16 protein-coding genes, 1 pseudogene and 1 riboswitch are annotated in these 18,446 nt (G+C 71.1%); of the genes and pseudogenes, 9 read left to right on the forward strand and 8 right to left on the reverse strand.

What is annotated here, in order from left to right; all coding sequences use genetic code 11:
• Nucleotides 1–62 precede the first annotated feature (62 nt).
• The 5 genes from PV343_RS22215 (at nucleotide 63) to PV343_RS22235 (ending at nucleotide 4,730) form a co-directional block, all read left to right on the forward strand.
• Nucleotides 63–803 carry an ABC transporter ATP-binding protein gene (locus tag PV343_RS22215; RefSeq protein WP_319148711.1) on the forward strand — a complete coding sequence of 247 codons (741 nt, stop codon included), beginning with the start codon at nucleotides 63–65 and terminating at the stop codon, nucleotides 801–803.
• A complete protein-coding gene (locus PV343_RS22220; RefSeq protein ID WP_319148712.1) occupies nucleotides 785–2,194 on the forward strand; it encodes a hypothetical protein in 1,410 nt (469 codons plus the stop codon). Before PV343_RS22215 ends, PV343_RS22220 begins: the two co-directional genes overlap by 19 nt.
• A 115-nt stretch (nucleotides 2,195–2,309) precedes the next feature.
• Complete coding sequence (locus PV343_RS22225) at nucleotides 2,310–2,717, forward strand: VOC family protein (RefSeq protein WP_319148713.1); 408 nt, start codon at nucleotides 2,310–2,312, stop codon at nucleotides 2,715–2,717.
• 38 nt (nucleotides 2,718–2,755) lie between these two features.
• Entirely contained in the window at nucleotides 2,756–3,880 is a 1,125-nt protein-coding gene (locus PV343_RS22230; protein ID WP_319148714.1) for a Rossmann fold nucleotide-binding protein, read from the forward strand.
• 196 nt (nucleotides 3,881–4,076) lie between these two features.
• Nucleotides 4,077–4,730 carry an LAETG motif-containing sortase-dependent surface protein gene (locus PV343_RS22235; protein WP_319148715.1) on the forward strand — a complete coding sequence of 218 codons (654 nt, stop codon included), beginning with the start codon at nucleotides 4,077–4,079 and terminating at the stop codon, nucleotides 4,728–4,730.
• 779 nt (nucleotides 4,731–5,509) lie between these two features.
• On the opposite strand, the gene PV343_RS22240 is transcribed toward PV343_RS22235, so the two are convergent.
• The 7 genes from PV343_RS22240 to PV343_RS22270 form a co-directional block, all read right to left on the reverse strand.
• On the reverse strand, nucleotides 5,510–6,307 hold the full coding sequence (locus PV343_RS22240) for a maleylpyruvate isomerase family mycothiol-dependent enzyme (protein WP_319148716.1): 798 nt from the start codon (nucleotides 6,305–6,307) through the stop codon (nucleotides 5,510–5,512).
• A 24-nt stretch (nucleotides 6,308–6,331) separates the two neighbouring features.
• On the reverse strand, nucleotides 6,332–7,354 hold the full coding sequence (locus PV343_RS22245) for an ABC transporter ATP-binding protein (protein WP_319148717.1): 1,023 nt from the start codon (nucleotides 7,352–7,354) through the stop codon (nucleotides 6,332–6,334).
• Complete coding sequence (locus PV343_RS22250; RefSeq protein WP_319148718.1) at nucleotides 7,354–8,955, reverse strand: iron ABC transporter permease; 1,602 nt, start codon at nucleotides 8,953–8,955, stop codon at nucleotides 7,354–7,356. Before PV343_RS22250 ends, PV343_RS22245 begins: the two co-directional genes overlap by 1 nt.
• Nucleotides 8,956–9,002: 47 nt before the next feature.
• Nucleotides 9,003–10,085, reverse strand: coding sequence for a thiamine ABC transporter substrate binding subunit (locus tag PV343_RS22255; RefSeq protein ID WP_319148719.1), 1,083 nt, complete (start codon nucleotides 10,083–10,085; stop codon nucleotides 9,003–9,005).
• An 81-nt stretch (nucleotides 10,086–10,166) separates the two neighbouring features.
• Nucleotides 10,167–10,274, reverse strand: a riboswitch (TPP riboswitch).
• Between the two features lie 23 nt (nucleotides 10,275–10,297).
• Nucleotides 10,298–11,404 carry a 23S rRNA (adenine(2503)-C(2))-methyltransferase RlmN gene (rlmN, locus tag PV343_RS22260; protein ID WP_319148720.1) on the reverse strand — a complete coding sequence of 369 codons (1,107 nt, stop codon included), beginning with the start codon at nucleotides 11,402–11,404 and terminating at the stop codon, nucleotides 10,298–10,300.
• Between the two features lie 374 nt (nucleotides 11,405–11,778).
• A complete protein-coding gene (locus PV343_RS22265; RefSeq protein WP_319148721.1) occupies nucleotides 11,779–12,606 on the reverse strand; it encodes a ZIP family metal transporter in 828 nt (275 codons plus the stop codon).
• A gap of 134 nt (nucleotides 12,607–12,740) precedes the next feature.
• Nucleotides 12,741–13,802 carry a sodium:calcium antiporter gene (locus PV343_RS22270; protein ID WP_319148722.1) on the reverse strand — a complete coding sequence of 354 codons (1,062 nt, stop codon included), beginning with the start codon at nucleotides 13,800–13,802 and terminating at the stop codon, nucleotides 12,741–12,743.
• A 396-nt stretch (nucleotides 13,803–14,198) separates the two neighbouring features.
• On the opposite strand from PV343_RS22270, the pseudogene PV343_RS22275 reads away from it, so the two are divergent.
• From PV343_RS22275 to PV343_RS40435, 3 genes and pseudogenes are all read left to right on the forward strand, one after another.
• Nucleotides 14,199–14,336: pseudogene (locus PV343_RS22275) on the forward strand (GTP cyclohydrolase I); the annotation flags it as partial.
• A gap of 439 nt (nucleotides 14,337–14,775) precedes the next feature.
• Nucleotides 14,776–15,390: a DUF4352 domain-containing protein gene (locus PV343_RS22280; protein ID WP_319148723.1), complete on the forward strand. Its 615-nt coding sequence runs from the start codon at nucleotides 14,776–14,778 to the stop codon at nucleotides 15,388–15,390.
• 265 nt (nucleotides 15,391–15,655) lie between these two features.
• Nucleotides 15,656–16,132, forward strand: a complete 477-nt coding sequence (locus tag PV343_RS40435; RefSeq protein ID WP_415923506.1) for a transposase — start codon at nucleotides 15,656–15,658, stop codon at nucleotides 16,130–16,132.
• On the opposite strand, the gene PV343_RS22285 is transcribed toward PV343_RS40435, so the two are convergent.
• Nucleotides 16,081–16,917, reverse strand: a complete 837-nt coding sequence (locus tag PV343_RS22285) for a DUF6461 domain-containing protein (RefSeq protein WP_319148724.1) — start codon at nucleotides 16,915–16,917, stop codon at nucleotides 16,081–16,083. The genes PV343_RS40435 and PV343_RS22285 overlap by 52 nt on opposite strands.
• A gap of 838 nt (nucleotides 16,918–17,755) precedes the next feature.
• Here PV343_RS22285 and PV343_RS22290 point away from each other — a divergent pair.
• Nucleotides 17,756–18,446: CAP domain-containing protein (locus PV343_RS22290; protein ID WP_319148725.1), on the forward strand; the 691-nt coding region annotated here is incomplete at its 3' end.

The following is an 18,446-nucleotide window of genomic DNA, read 5'->3' on the forward strand; positions in this document are numbered from 1 at the left end:
CGTCGTTCCGCCCAACGGGGGACGAGGCACGGGAAAACGGATCAGAACCGAGGTGTACGCCCATGGAGGCCCCGCCGGACAACGACGTGCTGTGGGCACGCGCTCTGCACTTCAGGCACCAGGACGGCTCGCCCGGCCTGGCCGGCGTCTCGCTCGGCGTGCGCGAGGGCGAGATCCTGGCCGTCGGCGGCCCCCGCGGCAGCGGCAAGACCACCCTCCTGCGGTGCCTGTCCGGCCTCGCCCCGGTCCAGGGCGGCGAGGTGTGGTTCAACAGCACGCCCGTGCACACGATGGGGCCGGTGGCCCGGGAGCGGCTGCGCCGCGACCGGTTCGGCTGGATCGACCCGGCTCCCGTGCTCGTACCGGAGCTGAACGTCTGGGAGAACGCCGCCCTGCCCCTGATGCTGCGCGGCGTCGGCCGCCGCCGGGCCAAGGTGGCCGCGCAGGAGTGGCTGGAGCGCCTCGACGTCGGCGAGCTGGCCCGCAAGCGGCCGCACGGCCTCCAGCAGGCCGAGCGCCAGCGCGTCTGCATCGCCCGCGCGCTCGCCACGGGACCCACGGTCCTCTTCGCCGACGAGCCGACCGCCCCGCTGCACCGCGCCGACCGGGCCCACGTGCTGCGCACCCTCACCACGGCGGCCCGCTCGCACGGCATCACCGTCGTGCTGGCCACGCACGACACCGAGACCGCCGCCCTCGCCGACCGCACCGTCTCGCTGCGGGACGGACGGCGCGTGAAGACCGTGCACCTGCCCGAGGCCGCCGACGCGGAGGGCCGGGCCGCGTGCTCGCTCTCCGCCTGACCCGCGCGGCGCGGCCCGCCGTCCAACTGCGCCGCCTGCTGGTGACCGCCGCCTCGGGCGGCACCGGCTTCCTGCTGCTCGGCACCCTCGGCTACGCCCTCGGCCACCCCGAGACGCCGGGCACGGCCCTGCCGCGGCTGGCCTGGTGCGTGGTGCCGCTCGCCGCCACCGTGTACTTCGCGCTCGCGGTGGCCCGCACGGACCCCGGCACCCGGCCCCGCCCGGGCCTGTCGGCCGTCGGCCTCGGCCCGGCCCGCCTGATGGCGGTCTCCGCCCTGACCACGGCCCTGTCCACATCGCTGGGCTCGCTGCTCGCGCTGGCGGCCTTCCTGCACCTGCGCGGCGACCTGAAGGGCCTGCCCTTCGACGGCGCGGCGGCCGGGTTCCTGGCCGCCGGCGAGCCCCTGCCGCTCCCCGGCGCCCTCACCCTGCTGGCCCTGGTCCCGGCGCTCGCCTGCGCGACGGTGGCCCTCGCCCTGAGGCCGCGCGACCCGCGCCCGGCCCGCCGGGACGCGCGCCCTCTCGGCCGCTTCGGCGCGTACGGCCACACGGCCGGCCGGGAGACGTTCGGGGCGTACGGCAGGTTCGGGACGCGGCTGCGCGCTCCCGCCCGGCGAGGGGAGAGCGACCGGGACACCGGCGACGCGGCTGACCGCCCGAGCGGGGCGGACAGCGCCGGCGGCGCGGACGGCGCCCGGACCGACGGCGCCACGGTGGACGGTACGGGGACCGGAGCGGCCGAGGCCGCGGCGGCCCACCCGGAAGGGGCCGGTGCCCTCGCTCCTCCCCCGGCGCCGCGCGCCGCGCCCGCCGGTCTGCCCTGGGGCGTCGCGACCGTCGCCGCCGGGCTCACCGTGCAGGCGTACGCGGGACGTACCGTCCCCGCCCTCGTCCACCTGCCCGCCGACGCCGTCGCCGTGCTGGCCGGCTGGGTCCTCACCGCCTTCGGGCTCGTCCTCGCCGGGCCCGGACTGACCCACCTGTGCGGGCGCCTGCTGCAGTCCGCGCGCCCGGGGGCCCTGCGGCTGCTGGCCGGCCGGGGGCTGATGGCGGAGGCCACCCGGATCGGCCGCCCGCTCGGCGTGCTCTGCGCGGTCACCTCGGCCGCCTACGCCCTGACCGCCCTGTCCCACGGCACGGCCACCGCCTTCGGCCCGCTGACCACGCTCGGCGCGCTCGTGGTCACCGGATGCACGGTGGCGACGCTGCTGACGGCGGCCGTCGAGGCCCGCCAGTGCCGCGCCGAGACCACCGCCGCCCTGCTGCGCCTGGGCGCCCCGGCCACCATGCTGCGCGGGGCCGCCCTCCTGCGCGCGGCCGCCCTGCTGGTCCTCTTCGGGCCGCTCACCTTGGCCGTCGCCGACCTGGCGGCGCTTCCGTCGGCCCGCTGAGGCCCGCTGAGGCCCGCTGAGCGCTCGGAGCAAGTCGCCGGCGCGGCGATGAATTTCCCGCCGGGCCGGTGTCTACCCACCCGAACGACACGGACGGCACCCCGGAGGGAACCCCATGTACCAGCAGATGATCTTCGTGAACCTGGCCACCGCCGACGTCGAGACGTCGAAGAAGTTCTTCACCGAACTCGGCTACACGATCAACCCGCAGTTCTCCACCGACGAGTGCGCCTGCGTCGTGATCAGCGACACGATCATCGCGATGCTGCTCAGCAAGCAGCACTACGCCACGTTCACGCGGAAGGAGATCGCCGACTCGACCCGCACCAGCGAGGTGCTGATCTGTCTGAGCGCGGAGAGCCGCGAGAAGGTGGACGAGCTGGTCGAGAAGGCGGTCGCGGCGGGCGGCTCGGCAGGCGACAAGACCCAGGACCTCGGCTTCATGTACGGCCGCTCCTTCGACGACCTCGACGGCCACACCTGGGAGGTCGTGTGGATGGACCCGGCCGCGGTGCAGGGCTGAGTGCCTCCCGTTCGAACAGGGGTGCCTAGCATGGGCGGGTGTATCAGACACCCGCCCAGCCGCACCGAGCCGCCCACGACCGCGAGATAGAGTCCCTCGCCGAGTTCGACGAGGCGGTCGCCGGGCACGGCTCACTGGCCCGGTTCCGGATCCAGGCCGTCGATCTGACGGCCCGTACCGAGACCCTGCTCACCGTCGACACCACGGGAGCCGTCTTCCTCGGCTGCCCGATGGAGCCCGAGGCGGCCTCCCACGTCGGCGCGTCCGGGGCCCTGGTGTTCCCGCCCGTCCCCGGACTCCCCTTCGACCCGTACCGCGGATTCGCCTACACGCCCGACGAGTTGTTCGACTCGCTCGGCGCGGGCTACGAGGCGACCCCGGACGCCCGGGCCTACGCCTGGTTCCAGCGCACCAGGAGCGACGGCGACATCCTCGCCTCGATGCTGCGCGCGATCCACGACGACGCCGTCTCCGACGCCCTGGACGAACTCCTGGACGGCGCGCGGGTGGTGGGCGTCATGGGCGGACACGCGATGGCCCGTGGCACCACGGAGTACGCCGGAGCCGCCCGCCTGGGACGGCAGTTGACGCGCGCGGGCTTCACGGTCGCCACCGGCGGCGGGCCGGGCGCCATGGAGGCGGCCAACCTCGGGGCGTACGCGGCACCGTTCGCGGACGGCATGCTGGAAGAGGCGCTGCTGGTCCTCGCCAAGTCCCCCTCGTTCCGGCCGTCCGTCACCGACTGGGCGCGAGCCGCCTTCGAGGTGCGCGAACGCTGGCCCGGCGGCGGGGAGTCGGTGGGCATCCCCACCTGGTTCTACGGCCACGAGCCGCCGAACGCCTTCGCCGCGCACATCGGCAAGTACTTCGCCAACTCCGTGCGCGAGGACGGCCTGCTGGCCCGGTCGGGCGCCGGTGTGGTGTTCCTGCCGGGTGCCGCCGGCACCGTACAGGAGATCTTCGACAACGCGACGCCCAACTACTACGAGTCGCGGGGCGAGCCCACGCCCATGGTGCTGGTGGACGAGGGGCACTGGACGCGTGAGTTGCCGGCGTGGCCGCTGCTGCGGTCACTTGCGGCGGGACGGGCGATGGAGTCCCGTATCACCCTCGTTGACCGGATCGAGCAGGCTCCCGAGGCGTTGAAACGTCTCTGCAGGTAATAAGGAGGTAAAGTCAACGGGGGCTGCGGGCATATGCATTGACACCTCTTATGGAGCGCTTATAAACCTGTGAGACTCCAGGGGGCGTTGGGGCCTCGCCTCGACCGGGTGTCTCAACTCTCTCGAAACCCCCCGCAGTTCTGCACTCTGTAAAGGACAAACGTTGTCCATAACCCGCCGCAGTGCACGCCGTTCCGTGCGCATCCTGGGTGTTGCCTCCGCCACCGCCGCTCTGGCCCTCGGCGTCGCCGGCCAGGCGCTCGCGTGCAACATCAGCGAGTTCAAGGCCGAAGCCAAGTGCGACGGCGACAAGGGCGTCATCGTCGTGACCGACTACGACGCCTCCGCGACCCCCGCCGAGATCACCGTGTTCCTGGAGAACAACGGTGCCGACGCGAAGCAGGTCGGTGAGCCGCAGAAGGTCAAGGGCTCCGCCGACGGCACCACGGTCACCTTCCAGGAGGACTGGAAGCCCGACGCCACCTACCGCATCCACGTCAAGGCCGGCCGTGTCGACGACGACGTCACGCCGAACCTGGTGACGCAGTCCACGGCCTGCAAGAAGGAGGAGTCCTCGACTCCGAGCGCGCCGGCCTCCCCGACGCCGAAGCCGTCGAAGTCCACCCCGGCCTCGACGCCGACCCCGTCGGCCTCCGAGAGCACCAGCTCCGCCCCGGCGGCCCCGGCCAGCAACGCGCCGTCCCCGGCGACCGGTGACTCGAACCTCGCCGAGACCGGTGCCAACTCCAACACCGGCCTGATCGCCGGTGTCGCGGGCGCCCTGGTCGTCGTCGGCGGTGGCGCGGTCTACTTCGGCATGCGCCGCCGTGGGGCCAAGGCCGGCAGCTGACGCTCCGCCTCGCGCCACCCCGGCACCACCGCTCGTACAAGGCCACGGCCCGTCCCCCTATCCCCGGGGGACGGGCCGCGGTCGTGTGTCCGGCGGGGGTGCGCGGGCGGCGGACGTCGGGTGGGCGGACGGCAGGCGGCGGGTGGGGCGGCGGGCGGCAAGCAGGCAGGCAACCGGCGAGCAGCCCGCGGACGGCTGGTGGACAACGGGCGGGCGGCGGCGGCCACCGGCTGGCGGACGCCGCCGGGCAGTCAGCGCGCGGCGGGCGACCGGCTGACAGCCCGCGGACCAGGGGCAGGCACCGCGCACCCGGCGGCTGGCGGAACGCCCGGCGGACACGGCAGTCGGACAGCCCGCGTCGGCCGTCGGCGAGTGGCGGACGACCGGATGACGGCCCGCGGACGGCGGAACGGGAGCGCACGGCCGACGGGCGGCCCGCGGCCCACAGACAGGCGAGCGGAGGACAGCCCGCGGACGGCGGGCAGGCACCGCGCACCCGGCGGCTGGCGGAACGCCCGGCGGACAGCCGACGGCAGTCGGACAGCCCGCGGTGGTCGGCGGACAGCCGGCGGCGGTCGGCGAGTGGCGGACGACCGGATGACGGCCGGCGGACGGAGAGCGCGCGGTCGGCGGGCGGCAAGCAGGCAACCGGCGGACAGCCGGCGACGGTCGCCGAGGAGCGGACAGCCGGCGGACGGAGAGCGCGCGGCAGGCGACCGGCGCGCGGCGCGCCGCCGGCGGACGGTGCTCGCCGCGGAGCGGATCAGCCGCGGAGCGGATCAGCCGAACGAGGTTCGCTCCAGCCAGAACTCCAGTACCTCGCGCTCGCCCAGCACCTCGAGGCCGGGGGCGTCCAGCGGCAGGCGTCGGTAGAAGGCGAGCAGCAGCGGGGTGAGCGCGCCGCGCAGGGCGACGGTGGCCTTCTCGTGGCCGCGCCGCCAGGCGACACCGTCCTCACCCAGCTCGATGAGCCATTCGGCGTTCAGGCCGGGGTCGGTGTCGGTGGCGTGCAGATGGATGGTGCGGCCCGGGCCGCGCAGTTCGGCGGCCGACGGATCGGAGGCGGTGCGCTGCACCCACTCCACGACCTGGAGCCACTCGTCGAGCGCGTCGGCGGCGATGTCCGGCGCGACCGCGTAGGGCAGCCCGGCGGCGAGCGTGGCGTCGGCGCGGTGCACGGTGATCTCGTGGGCCATGCGCCGGGCCCAGAAGCCGGAGGTCGGGATGCCGGCCCAGCTCCACACCTGGGTGTCGGGACCGGCCTCGCGCAGCGCCTCCACGACCAGGTCGCCGGTCGCGCCCAGCCACGCGTCCAGCGCGGCCGTGTCACCCCGCTCCTGCGGGCCCCCGCACAGCGGGATCCGGTCGAACGGGATGTCCTCCTGCGCCCGCTCGCGCACCAGGGCGTTCACCCAGCGCAGCGCGCCCCCCATGTGGCGGACGAGGTCTTCCAGCGACCAGTCCGGGCAGGTCGGCACGATGCCGGCGAGATCCGCGCCGGAGACCACCACAGCCCTCAACTGGGCTACTTGGTGGGCGATTTCGTCACAGTAACGGTCATGTGCGAGCAGGGCCATGCCCCTTACCCTAGGTCGCGGTGATCATCCGAGCACGACGATTTCGGCCACGTCGAACTGCGCGCCCACCACGTCCCCCACCGCCGGTGCGTCCCGCAGCGCGCAGGCCGCCTCCAGGCGCGGGCCGCCGTCCCGGGGCTGGAGGCGTACGGCCACATGGGTCCCCTTGAAGGTACGGGCGGTCACCGTGCAGGCCAGCCCCTCGTCGACCGCCACGAGCCGTACCCCGGCGGGCCGTACGAGCAGGTGCCGGGCGCCCTCGGCGGAGCCGTCGGGGACGGGCAGCTTGCCCCAGGGGGTGTCGGCGGCCGTGTCCGCGACCGTCGCCGGGACCACGTTGTCGAAGCCTAGGAAGCGGGCCACGAACGCGTCCGCCGGGCGCTGCCAGACCTCCAGCGGCGTCCCGGACTGGGCGATACGGCCGTCCCGCATCACCACGACCCGATCGGCCAGCGCGAACGCCTCGCCCTGGTCGTGGGTGACGGCGAGCACGGTCGTGCCCAACCGGCCGAACAGCTCGCGGAGTTCGACCACCAGCCGCTCCCGCAGCGAGCGGTCGAGCTGGCCGAGGGGTTCGTCCAGCATGAGCAGCCGGGGGCGGGGCGCGAGTGCCCGGGCGAGGGCCACGCGCTGCTGCTCTCCCCCGGACAGCGCGGTCACCGCACGCCGGGCCGCCCCCGGGAGCCCGACCAGGTCCAGCAACTGCCCGACTTCGGCGTCCCGTTCGCCCTTCGGCACGCCGTGCATCCGCAGCCCGAAGGCCACGTTGCCGCCGACGTCCCGCTGCGGGAAGAGCTGGTGGTCCTGGAACATCAGCCCGACGCCCCGGCGGTGCGCGGGCACGCCCGCCTGGTTCCGGCCGTCGAGCAGCACCCGTCCACCGTCCAGGGGCTGCAGCCCGGCCACCGCCCGCAGCAGGGTCGACTTGCCGCTGCCGCTGGGCCCGAGCACGCACACCACCTCGTGCTCGGCGACGCCGAGGTCGACCGCGTCGAGCGCGGGCCGCCCGCCGAAGCGCACGGTCGCGGCGTCGAGGCTCAGCAGCATCAGAACTCCCCCGTCCGGTCGGTGCGCAGCCGCTCCAGGACCAGCAGCGCGGCCGCGCACACCACCATCAGAATCGTGGACAGGGCCATCGCCTGCCCGTAGTTGAGGTCGCCGGGCCGGCTCAGCAGCCGGGCGACGGCGACCGGGAGGGTCGGGTTGTCGGGCCGGGCGATGAACACGGTCGCCCCGAACTCACCCAGCGACACGGCGAACGCGAACCCGGCCGCGACCAGCAGCGCCCGCCGCACCAGCGGCAGGTCGACCTCCCGCCACACCCGCCAGGGCGAGGCGCCGAGCACGGCCGCCGCCTCCCTGAGCCGTCCGTCCACCGCGCGCAGCACGGGCAGCATGATCCGTACGACGAAGGGGGCGCCGACCAGCGCCTGGGCGAGCGGCACCAGGATCCAGGACTGGCGCAGGTCCAGCGGCGGCTTGTCGAGCGCGATCAGGAAGCCGAAGCCGACGGTGACGGCGGAGACGCCGAGCGGCAGCATCAGCAGCGCGTCGAAGCCCCGTACCAGCCGCCCCGCGTCCCGGCGGGCCAGCGCGGCGGCGGCGAGACCGCCGATGAGCACGGCGATGGCGGTGGCGGCGGCCGCGTACTGGAGCGAGGTCCACACGGCGTGCAGCGGTGCCACGAGGAAGGTGCCGCCGTCGGAGTCGGTCAGCGTCCGGTAGTAGCCGAGCCCTGGTGCGTCGAGCGAGCGCCGGACCAGCACGGCGAGCGGCAGCAGGATGAGGAGGACGACGGTGGTGAGGACACCGGCGAGCAGCGCCCACTGCCCGGCACCGCGCGGCCGGCGGGCGGTCGTGGCGGCGTCCACCAGGCGCAGCGCGGTCTCCCGGTGCCGTACCGTCCGGGCGTGCACGGCGAGGATCGCACCGACCGCGACGAACTGGACGAGGGTGAGGACGGCGGCCGTCGACAGGTCGAAGACCTCGGAGGTCTGCCGGTAGATCTCCACTTCGAGGGTGGAGAAGGTGGGACCGCCGAGGATCTGCACAACGCCGAAGGAGGTGAAGGTGAACAGGAACACCATCAGCGCGGCGGCGGCCACGGCGGGCGCGAGCGCGGGCAGGGTGACCTTCCGCCAGGCGTGCAGGGGGGAGGCGCCGAGCATCCGGGCCGCTTGTTCCTGCCGGGGGTCGAGCTGGGCCCAGAGCCCGCCCACCGTGCGGACGACGACCGCGTAGTTGAAGAAGACGTGCGCCAGCAGGATCGCCCAGACCGTGGTGTCCAGTCGTACGCCCCACAGTTCGTCCAGCAGCCCGCCGCGCCCGACGAGGGCGAGGAAGGCGGTCCCGACCACGACGGTCGGCAGTACGAACGGGACGGTGACGACCGCCCGCAGCAGCTGTCTGCCGGGAAAGTCGAGGCGGGCGAAGACATAGGCGGCGGGCAGCGCGAGCAGCAGGGTGAGCGCGGTGGAGGCCAGGGCCTGCCAGGTGGTGAACCACAGCACGTGCCGGATGTCCGGCTGGGTGACGACGTCCGCCATCCGGCCGAACTGCCAGCCGCCGTCCACCTTCAGTCCGCGCGCGACGATCGCGGCCACCGGCCAGGCGAAGAACACCGCGAAGAACGCGACGGGCAGGGCCATCAGGCCGAGCCGCGCCGCGCTCCTCGTGCGGCCGCCCCCGCGGGGGGCTACTTCAGTACGAGCGACGTCCACGACTTGACCCACTGGTCACGGTTGGCGGCGATCTTCCCGGGGGCCAGGGTCTCCGGGTTCTTGGCGACCGGCCCGTACTCGGTGAACTCGGCGGGTACGGTCGCACCCTTCACCACCGGGTACACGAACATGTTCAGCGGCATGTCCTGCTGGAACTTCTTGGAGAGCAGGAAGTCGACGAGCGCCTTGCCGCCCTTGGTGTTGTGCGCGTTGCTCAGCAGCCCGGCGAACTCGATCTGCCGGAAGCAGGTGCCGCCCGCCACGCCGGTCGGGGCGGTGCTGGGGCGCTTCTTGGCGTAGATCACCTCGGCGGGCGGCGAGGAGGCGTAGGACACGACGAGCGGGCGGTCGCCGCCGGCCTTCTTGCCCTCCGAGGAGCCGGAGAACTCCTGGTAGTAGGCCTGCTCCCAGCCGTCGACGACCTTGACGCCGTTGGCCTTGAGCTTCTTCCAGTAGTCCGGCCAGCCCTGGTCGCCGTAGCTGGCGGCGCTGCCGAGCAGGAAGCCGAGGCCGGGCGAGGAGGTGGCGGCGTTCTCGGTGACGAGGAGGTTCTTGTACGCGGGCTTGGCCAGGTCGGCGAAGGTCTGCGGCGGCTTCAGACGGTGCTCGCCGAAGTACGCCTTGTCGTAGTTGACGCAGATGTCGCCGAAGTCGATCGGGGTGACGCGGTGCTTGGCCTTGTCGAGCTGGTACTCGGCGCCGACCGTGCCGAGCCCCTTGGCCGCGTACGGCTGGAAGAGGCCGTTGTCGAGGGCACGGGACAGCAGGGTGTTGTCGACGCCGAAGAAGACGTCGCCCTGCGGGTTGTCCTTGGTCAGGATCGCCTTGTTGACGGCCTGGCCGGCGTCGCCGCTCTTGAGGACCCTGACCTTGTACCCGGACCGCTTCTCGAAGTCCTTGAGCACGTTCTTGGAGACGGCCCACGAGTCGTGGCTGACCAGGGTCACGGTCTTGGAGTCCGTGGACTCCTTGGCGTCCGTCGACCCGCAGCCGGTGAGCGCGGACATGGTGACCATGCCGAGCCCGGCCGCCGCGGCCACGAAGGTCTTGTGGTGCACTGATTGTCCTCCTGGGGGTTGGCCAGGAAGAGACGCGGCCCCGCCCGGGCTCCGCGAGGGTGCCCGGGCAGGGCGCAACAGCTTGAGTGGTGACCGAACTTCCTACCCAGAATGACCTGGGCGAGGTTCAGAGGGTCTGCGGCCCGGTTGCCGCACTCTCAGCGCTGTGGCGCTCCCCTGTCGGAATATGAAGATGTACTGACCGGGTCAGGTTACCGCTCGGTGGCGGCGAGCTGACCACAGGCACCGTCGATCTCCTGACCACGGGTGTCCCGGACGGTGACCGGCACCCCGTGCGCCGCGATGGCCTCGACGAAGGCCTTCTCGTCCTCGGGCCGTGAGGCGGTCCACTTCGACCCGGGCGTCGGGTTCAGCGGAATGAGGTTGACGTGCACCGGCCTGCCCCGGAGCAGCCGGCCCAGCCGGTCGCCCCGCCATGCCTGGTCGTTGATGTCGCGGATCAGGGCGTACTCGATGGACAGCCGGCGCCCGGACTTCTCCACGTACTCGAACCCGGCGTCGAGCACCTCGCGCACCTTCCACCGCGTGTTCACGGGGACGAGGGTGTCGCGCAGCTCGTCGTCGGGGGCGTGCAGGGAGATCGCGAGCCGGCACTTGAGGCCCTCGTCGGCGAACCGGTGGATGGCCGGCACGAGCCCGACCGTCGACACGGTGATCCCGCGCTGCGAGAGCCCGAGCCCGTCGGGCGCGGGGTCGGTGAGCGCCCGGATGGCCGTCACGACCCGCTTGTAGTTGGCGAGCGGCTCGCCCATCCCCATGAAGACGATGTTGGAGAGCCGCGCGGGGCCGCCGGGCACCTCGCCGTCGCGCAGCGCGCGCATGCCGTCGACGATCTGGTGCACGATCTCGGCGGTCGACAGGTTGCGGTCGAGCCCCGCCTGTCCGGTCGCGCAGAACGGGCAGTTCATCCCGCACCCGGCCTGCGAACTGATGCACATCGTCACCCGGTCCGGGTAGCGCATCAGCACGGACTCGACCAGCGTCCCGTCGAACAGCCGCCACAGCGTCTTGCGGGTCGTCCCCTGGTCGGTCGACAGATGCCGCACGACGGTCATCAGCTCGGGGAACAGCGCTTCCTGCAGCTTGCCGCGCGCCCCGGCGGGGATGTCGGTCCACTGCTCCGGGTCGTGCGCGTACCGCGCGAAGTAGTGCTGCGACAGTTGCTTGGCGCGAAACGGCTTCTCACCGATCTCGGCCACGACGTCCTTGCGCTCGGCAGGCGAGAGATCGGCAAGATGCCGCGGCGGCTTCTTGGCTCCGCGCGGCGCGACAAAGGTGAGTTCTCCGGGATTAGGCATGGCGTTACCAGTGTCGCAGATCAAACTCGGTGACCTGCGGCTGTCGCCTGCTACGACGGTCGTCAGCAGACGCCGTCAGTCGCTGCTGAGCGACCTCGGACGGCCCGGGGACGGCCCAGGAATGATCACTCGTCGGCCGGGCTGCCGCTCATCGAGGCGACCCCTGACCTGGTTGTTGTCCGCGTGCCAGGAGACCTCATCCCACACGGCGCCCCCGAGGACCGGAGGGTCCATTCCCTGCGGCGTAGATGTGATCTCCGCCGGCGCTATGGCGTTCGGCACGCCATCTGTACGCGGGAAGACGCCGAAGGGCTGCCGACCGGTGGCCTCGCCGGTGGGCCGCGCGGAAGGCACCGGGTGGGAGACTTCGCGTCTCAGGCGCCTGCGGCCGTGACGATCGCGTCGGTGGCGAAGCCGAGCAGGAGGCCGAGCAGGATGCACCAGGTGGTGAGGGTCTTGAGTCCGGTCCTGCGGGCGACGGCCAGCAGTTCGATGACGACGTAGAGGATGGAGCCCGCGGCAAGGCCGAGGAAGGCGATCGAGAGCGTGTCGTTGACCAGGTGCTGGCCGACGAGAGTGCCCAGGAAGGTGGGACCGCCGCCGATCAGGCCGAGCCACAGCAGGCTGACCCAGGATGGGCGTTCGCCCTCAGCGGCGAGCGGGGCGACGATCCCGAAGCCCTCGGTGGCGTTGTGCAGGCCGAAGCCGATGATCAGCAGCAGGGCGAGGGAGAGCTCTCCCTGGGCGGCGGAGTTGCCGATGGCGAGGCCCTCGGCGAAGTTGTGCAGGCCGATGCCGGTGGCGATCATCAGCGCGAGTGATGCCGCCTGGCTGCGGGTCCTCGGCGCCAGCTCGGTGGATGCGGCGGCACCGGGACCCGCGGGCCGGGCAGCGGCCTCGCGGCGGCGGGCGATCCAGCCGTCGTAGTGAACGAGCCCGGCGAGTCCGATCGTCAGACCCGCCACCAGGGTGATGCCCCCGGACGCCACGGTCCCCCAGGCGTGCTTGCCCAGCGCCTCGTCGACGGGCTCCCAGGCATGGGTCAGTACGTCCCAGACGAGGAAGATCAGGATGCCGACGGCGACGGCGTTGAGGCCGGCCCTGAGCCGGGGTGTGGGTGTGCGGAGGCGTCCGAGAGGGAGGCCGAGGTAGATGGTGAAGCCTGCGATGGCTCCGAGCAGGGCGATGTTGCCGCTGGACATGGAAACTCCGGTCTGACGTGCGCAGGAAGCCCTCAGAAACTAAGGCAGGCAAGCCTTACCTAACAAGCGGCGGGTGATCGGCTTCAGCGAAGCTTGGGGAAGTCATTGCGCGTTCCATTCCGAGGAGAACCCGGTCAGGCGAGGAGGGGAACCAGGCCGAGGCCGAAGAGCACGTAGAAGCCGGCCGTGAGGGCCAGGCGCGCGGGAGTGAGCCGATGGGCGCGCATGGTCAGCAGCAGGTAGACGATCGCGGCGATGGTGATCAGCCCGGACCACAGCAGGGCGGCGTCGAAGTGCCAGCCGGTGAACAGAAGGCCCAGGCCCGAGGGGACCGTGGCCTGGATCATCATGGAGCCGGAGATGTTCGCCAGGGCCAGCTCGGTCTTGCCCTGACGCACCCAGATCACCGCGTTCATGGTCTCCGGCAGCTCGGTCGCGATCGGGGACAGCAGCAGCGCGGTGACCGACGCGGACAAGCCGATCATCGGGCCGATGGCGTCCAGCTGCGTCACGAACAGCTGCGAGGCGAAGAAGATCACGGCGAGGGTGACCAGGGTCTGGGCGACCACTGCCCAGGTGGCGGGCGAGGCGGCCTTGGGCTGGAACTTCAGCGGCTCCAGTTCCTCCTCGTCGCCGTCCTCGTCCTGGCCGCCGCGGATCTCGCGCCAGAAGTAGACCGCGTACGCGGCGAAGAACAGCAGGCCCAGTACGGGCTTGAAGGCGAAGGCGACGAGGCCGAGTGCCACCTTCACGATGAAGATCGGCAGGAACCACTTCTGGTCCTTGGCCAGCCTCTGCATGTCCTTCTCGGTGCCGACGGCGTCCTCGGCGTCCGGATAGATGAGCGGGTTGGAGGAAGGCGTCCCCGTGGCGGCCAGGACAGCGTTGCGCTCACGTCGCCGCTTCAGCAGCAGCATCGCACCCGTCACCCCGTAGGCGACGGTGGCCAGGGCCAGCGGACCGCCCATGGCCGCACCCACGCCGATGTCCTTGGCCTCCGCGGTGGCGCCGGTGGTCACCGCGACAAGGGTGACGACGGACTCGGGCAGCGCGGTGCCGAAGGCAGCCAGGATCGTTCCGACCGCCATCCTGCCCACGCCGAGGCGCTCGCCGAGCCACTCGACGGCGTTGACGAACCACTCACAGGAGAGGTAGATCGCCACCGCACAGATGATCAACAGCAGGAAATGGATCACGTCTCGGTCAGCCTTCCCGCGGCGGCGGGGGCTTCGAGGACAACCGCGCATCGACGTCCCCAAGGCCGCACGAGTACCCACCCAGGACATCGAGGGGGACACGGGTGGGGCCGCCGTTCAGAGACTCAGCGCGATCGCGTCACCAAGACCGCCGAGGCCGAGGGCGAAGGCTGCTTGCTTCCCTCCGCCTGGGCCGCGAACCCCTTGCCGGTCGCGGTCAGGCCGTGGCCCCCGAAGATCCCGAAGAGCTTCTGAGCCCCAGGGGCGGACGGACGACGTCGCCTCAGTGGTCCTGCGCCATGCCGTCATCACGAGCGCTGTCGCTCGGTCCCAGACGCACGCAGCACTCCCCCGGCTCGGGGGCCGGGACGGCCTGGACCCCGCTGACCTCCAGGCGCCGAGCACTCCTGCATGACCCTGCGCGGCGTCCAGGCCGCCGGGTCCAGCACCATGACCTCCACCCTGCTCGGCCTGCTCCGCTCCGATGCCCGCTCCCGGGGCGAGTTCCTCACCCTGACCGGCGCAGCCTCGTGACCCGGGTGCCATCCACCCGACGCACATGAGTTCAGGCCGCCGGCCCGATGAGGGTGCCTCCGCATGGGCTGTTGGGCGGTAGTGGTTCGACGAGTGGCGGACCACCGCCGCTCCGCCGGCAGGGCACGTCGCGGGAGCGTGAGGAGCTTGCCCGGGTGAGGGCCGAGGTCGCGCAGCGCCTGCCGGGTCACAGGCAGGCCATGGCCCCCACAGAGCACAAGCATGCGCGGTCGGACGCCGGGGTGAGGTCGCAGTCCGATGCCGCCGTCACTGCCGATGACCTCTCAAAACACCACGGCCGCACCCTGCACGCCAACTTTTTTGCCTATCAGGAAAGTTTAATCACGAACTAATCACTTTCCGTATCCGCGAAGCAACCGCACAGCTCCTTCACCGGTCACACACGCGCAAGCACAGAAGAAACCCCGTGGGGAGCACCATGAGCCAGCAGCAGTACCCTCAGCCCCAGCAGCCCGGCTGGGGCGGCCCTCAGGGAGCATGGGGCGCTCCGCCGCAGCCGCCGAAGAAGTCCAAGGGGAAGATCTTCGGGTTCGGCTGCCTCGGCGTCATAGCCCTCTTCATCCTGATCGGGATCATCGGCGCGGCGACCGGTAGCGGTGACAGCAAGACCGACACCAAGGCCGATTCGACGAAGAGCAGCGCACCGACCGCGTCGGCGTCGAAGAAGAACGACTCGGACACCTCCAAGCACGCGGAGGCGAAGAAGGCGCCCGTGAAGATCACCGCCAAGAAGACGGCCTTCGCCAAGAGCATCCTCGCCGACGGCAGCAGCTACACGAGCGTCGCCATCACGATCGCCAACCACAGCGGCAAGAAGCTCAGCGTCAATCCGCTGTACTTCGCCATCACCGACACCCACGGCACCAAGCACACGGCCGAACTCGGTGTCGACGACAAGCAGATCGACACTGTCGACCTGGCCCCGGGCGAGAACATCTCCGGCACCGTCACCGGCAAGGGCGTCTTCGCCCCCAAGTACGTCACCTTCACGGAGAACATCATCGGAGACCCGATCCGCGCCGACGTCTCCTGACACAACTCCCGCCCAGCCACGCGGCCGTTCGGGAAGGGACGCCTCCAACACACCAGCGGCCCGCGGATGATGCAGGCCCTGGCCCACCGCCATGGCGGTGGGCCAGGGCGCGCCAAGAACCCGGCATGGGCTGCAAAGTCTGACTGGCAGCCGTCACCAGCACCCGACGAAACGGCCGTCCCCGGCCCCGCCGTCATGTCGTCGAGCCGCTGCTGCCGCCCTGGCCCGAGAGGGCTCCCGGCCCGCGGCCACTGCCGGACCGACAATGCCTGCAGGGCACGTCCGCGCGAAAAGGGGATCGGGCACCGGACCGTCACCGGTCGACCGGCGCAAGACGGGCAGTAGGCACCCCTTGATCCGCGATGGCCGAGGTACTCCGCTCAAGGTCATCACGACCGCGGCCAACGTCAACGACGTCACCCAGACCCTTGCTCTGGTCGATAGCATCCCGCCCGTCGCCGGACGGCCGGGCCGGCCCCGCCGAGGCACCCAGGCTCTGCTCGGCGACAAGGGCTACGACTCCGACCCCGACCGTCGTGAACTGCGAGAACGCCGGATCCTGCCGGTCATCTCCCGCAGGGGCGCCCCAAACATCGAGGGGCTGGGCAAGCTCCGCTACGTCGTCGAGCAGACCTTTGCCCTCAGAGAAGGCGGAGGGGGATCCGGGGGGACCCTCCGCGCGCCCGTTCGCTACTCACCCGTCTCGTGCCCCGAACGATCCTTGGCGAGAGGCTCGTTGTAGGTGATCACGACCGGCGCGTTCGCCTCCGCCCGTGCGCGGTCGGAAGCCGCCGCGATCTCCTCGTAGGTCCATTCCCTGTACAGACGCTCTCCGTGGGCATCGGTGATGTCGATGACTAGGCCGGTCCACTTCTCGGCAGGCTGTTCGGGGACGAGCCCCAGTTCGTACGTGGCGTCCTGAAGGAGGGATTCGGTGACGCGTACGCCGGTGAGTCTCTCGGCCAGAGCGAGGACCGCCGCCTTCCCGTCGACGACCGAGGCGCTCTCGTCGTGCTCTCCCTCGGGAGTCAGCGGGAAGCCGACTTCCCGCAACAGGGGAACCAGTTCATCGGGGCTGTTTCCGTCGCGCGCCGAGGGGCCCTCGAATGTCGTACGGAGCTCACCGTCCTCAAACCAGTGGAAGAAGTGGATGGGCTTTCCGCCGTTGCTCGAGTGCGCCACGACCCGGCCACCCTCCGACAGCGTCTCCACGCATGGCATCCCGAGGCCACCGTCGAAGCCGAGGACAACTGTCCAGTCGCCGTTCTCGCCCGGGGCCTTGAAGGCGCCCGCGACGTAGGACTCGTCCCAGTAGTCGTAGTCCACCTCGGCACGGTGAGCGTCGTCCGCCTCGATCAGCCCGGCCGTGCCCTCCCCAGTGCCGCGCGGTTTCGCTCCCATCGCACGCAGCACCTCCTGCGGGCTCCGCCCCCGTATCAATGTCAAGGTGTATCCGCTCTCCATCATGTGGTGGAAGAGCGGCGAGGTGCGGATCCAGGCGTAGTCGTGCGCGGTCACCGAGTTCATACGGCGCAGTGTGCCTGATGCCTCTGACAACGCCCGATAAGCCGGTTCTTATAGCTGGAGCTGGTATTCGGGGCTGCGCCCAGTCCGTGTCAGCAACGTGATCGTGGATCGTGTGACGAGCTCTGACCATGCGACCTGGCAGCGCGACAGGCCCCATACGCGTCGACTTCGACACACATTCGACTGGCCTTTCTCACCTGCGGCGATCCCGGTGGCAGTGCACACTTCTCCGCGGCGGAGATCATCAAGGGGGAGCTTCGGCGTCTTCGGTCCGGTCTCGGATCGCCTGGTTCGTGCAGCGGTGTGGGCCGGAGCATGCGGAGTTGGGCACTCGCCCGTCGTTCGATGCCCGGACCTGGTTCGAGAGGTGGCGGGCGACGGCATCCGGGCAGAAGGCGGAGTAGCCAGTGGTGGCCGGTATCTCGCGTATGGGGCGCAAGCGTCGCGAACCTCGGAGGTGGGCCAGCTCTGACTGCTCCGGCCCGCCCGGCGTGATACCGAGTGCGAGCGGCACCCGGCGGGGACTGCATGGTGCTGCACGACTCGCGATGTCGGGCGAACGAGTGCAGTCTGGAATCAAGAGTTGCCTCACGGCGCGGCGCGAGGTGGAGGCCCGGACACACAGCGGGGAAAGCCATCTCATCCGCCGGAATCGCGGACGCTATGTGCATACGTCCAGGATGCGGCGCTCCTTCCGGTTCCTTATGGAAGAGAAGTGAATTTCCTCCCCCCTGGGCTCACCGTCTTCGTGCCCCACATCGACCGGTAGTCACCGACCGCTCCAGGAAGCCGCCGCGGTCCATCGAGCCGGGCCCGAGATCCTAGAGGTTGGGCGATCATGACGAAAAGTCGACCAGGGCGAATAGCTCGTGGAGCGGCGATTCTAAGCGCCGCACTGATCAGCGGGCTCCTTGGGCTCACGGGCCCTTCCCAAGCGCAAACCGGGTCCCAATTCACCGATGCCGAGCGCAATGCCGTTCTCGCCCTGCACAACCAAGAGCGCCAAGCGGTCGGCGTGCCACCCTTGGTGTGGAGTAATCAACTCGCCGCCGACGCGCAGGCCTGGGCCGCTCTCGGAACGGGGCAGCACAGCGATCCCACTACGGGACAAAGGCCTGCCGACCAGGGCGAAAGCCTGTATGAATCCTGGGGAACCCCCACGCCCCCTCGTGACTCCATAGCCCGTGATGCGGCGGCTTGGTGGGCCAGTGAGAAGCAGTACTACAACGCCGATCCAAACAAAAAGATCGATCCGGCCCATGCGGTCAACAACCCCGATCCTGCGAAACGGACCAATTTTTACAGGTGGGGCCATTACACGCAGATGGTGTGGTCATCCACCAGGGAGATCGGCTGTGGGATGAAGCAGGGTGCGCCCAAGCCCAACGGATGGTTCGTGGTGTGCCGGTACCGCTCCGCCGGCAACATCGCGGGACAGACGCCCTATACGCCCGGACAAGCACCGTCCCCTGCAGGGCAAATGGCGACGGTGGTTGGTGAGGATGTAGACGTTTACAACGTCAAGAACG

It is taken from the genome of Streptomyces sp. WI03-4A (genome assembly GCF_033792105.1).
In the GTDB taxonomy this organism is placed as follows: domain Bacteria; phylum Actinomycetota; class Actinomycetes; order Streptomycetales; family Streptomycetaceae; genus Streptomyces; species Streptomyces collinus_A.